Source organism: Mesorhizobium sp. M2C.T.Ca.TU.002.02.1.1 (genome assembly GCF_003997225.1).
In genome coordinates this window covers 1-2,132 of record NZ_RZTO01000957.1, presented here as the reverse complement: position 1 = coordinate 2,132, position 2,132 = coordinate 1, and the positions used below count along the sequence as shown (strand labels likewise).

The window sequence follows — 2,132 nt, the reverse complement described above, 5'->3', positions numbered from 1 at the left end:
GCCGTGCGTTGGTCGGGTCGAAGAAGGCATGGGCGACGACCGGGACCTCGACCAGTTCGCCGTCGCGGCACTTCACCGTCACGCGGCTGCCTTCCGCATGGTCGTCGGCATGGACATAGGCGAGCGCGATGTGGCGCCCGAGCGACGGCGAGTACCCAACCGACGTGATCTGGCCGACAGGGGCGCCGTCGCGCAGCACCAGGCAGCTTTCGCCGGGGATGTTGCTGGCGCCGGCAGGGAACTGAAGCCCGACCAGTTTGCGGGTCTGGCCGAGCCTCGCGCGCATCTCGATGGAGCGCTTGCCGACGAAGAACGGCTTCTTCTTCGAGACTGCCCAGCCGAAGCCCAGTTCGTCCGGGGTGGTGATCGCATCCGTGTCCTGGCCGATCAGGATATGGCCTTTCTCCAAGCGCAAGATACGCGACGCTTCCAGTCCGTAGGGACGCAGGCCGTGTGGCCGGCCCGCCGCCATCACCGCGTCCCACAGGCTTGGCGCCAGGCTCGACGGGCAATGCAATTCGTAGCTGAGCTCGCCCGTGAAACCGATGCGCATCACCCGCACCGGAACACCGGCAACCATACCGTCGCGGCCGCTGAGATAGGGGAAGGCGTCGCGGCTGAAATCGATGTCGCTGTCCAGCGCCTTGAGCACCTGGCGCGCCTTAGGTCCGGTGACGTTGAGGCCCGAGAACGCGCCGGTGAGGTTGAGCACGTCCACCCTCAGGCGCCAGTCGGCATTCCAGAACAGCATGTCAGCATAGACACGCGCGACGGCGCCGGTGGTCGCCGTCACATAGAACTGATCCTGCGCCATCCGGTAGGCGACGCCGTCATCGATCACCGAGCCCATCTCGTTGAGCATCAGGCAGTAGCGTACGCGGCCGACAGGCTGGTTGGCGTGCGCCATCGTGTAGAGCCGGTCGAGAAACTCGCCGGCGTCCGGCCCACGGATCTCCAGCTTGCCGAGCGTCGAGACGTCGAGCAGGCCGACGCCCTCGCGCACGGCGAGGATTTCCTCGCGGACGGCTTCCTCGGCGCTGCTTGCGTCGCCATAGTAATAGGGCCGCCACCATGCGCCGACCGGCTTCATCGCGGCTTTCAGCGCGACATGCCTTGCATGCAGCGCGGTGCGGCGCTCCAGCGCCTCGTGGTGGCCGGCGAGCGCGCCGAGCGTTTCCGGCCCGACCGGCGGACGCGCCGTGGTGATGCCGATCTCGCCGACCGACCGGCCGGTCGCCTCGGCGACGATGCGGGCGGTCGCCAGGGCCGAATGGCGACCCTGGCTCGGACCCATGCCGACGGTGGTGAAGCGCTTGACGAGCTCGATCTCGCGGTAGCCGTCCTTGGTCGCGTTCTGCAGATCCTTGACCTGCAGGTCCTCGTCGAAATCGACGAAGTCGCGTCCCTTGGCATCGGCGACGATCGGCTGCACGTAGCGTGGCCGAACACTCGTCGGTGTGACTGGAGGTTCTGCCGCCATGACATGGCCGAGTCGCGAAAGCGCGACTGCCGCCGCATGCCGGCCGCTGGCGATTGCGTCCTGCAACTCGTCCGTTCCGGCAACGGCGCCAGCGAGATGGACCGAGCCTTGCGGGAGCGTGATCGTCATCGCTTGTGTGCTGGCATCGTAGCCGACCTTGCCGCCGGCCTGGCACGGCAATTGCCATGCCGGCGCCTGGCCGATCGAAACCGTCAGCAGGTCGCAAGCAATCCAGCTCCCGCCGACACGGACGCGGGCAAGGTGGCGATTTCCGACCGTGCCTTCCGCCGTTTCGATAGTCGCGCCTTTGCGGATGGTGACGCCCTTGCCGCGCAGTTCGGTTTCCAACGGGCCGGCCTCGCCAGCGGGTCTCGGATCGACAAGCTCGACGACCGACACACCCGCATCCAGCAGGTCGAGCGCCGTCCGGTAGCCGTCGTCATTGGCGGCGAGCACCACGGCGCTGGTGCCAGGGCGCACGCCATAGTGCCGGATCAGCCGCTGGGCGGCGCTGCCGAGCATGATCCCCGGTAGGTCGTTGTTGCGGAAGACGGCCGGCTGCTCGATGGCACCGGTCGCCAGGATCACCTCGCGGGCGCGTGTCCGATGGAGGCGGTTGCCCTCGATCAGCGGCAGCCAGTTGTCTTCGTAC

General features: G+C 67.6%; 1 protein-coding gene. It reads right to left on the bottom strand.

The window, feature by feature from the left end:
* Positions 1-2,132 (bottom strand): glycine cleavage T C-terminal barrel domain-containing protein (locus EOD07_RS31960; protein WP_127238106.1); only part of this gene is annotated, 2,132 nt, incomplete at both ends.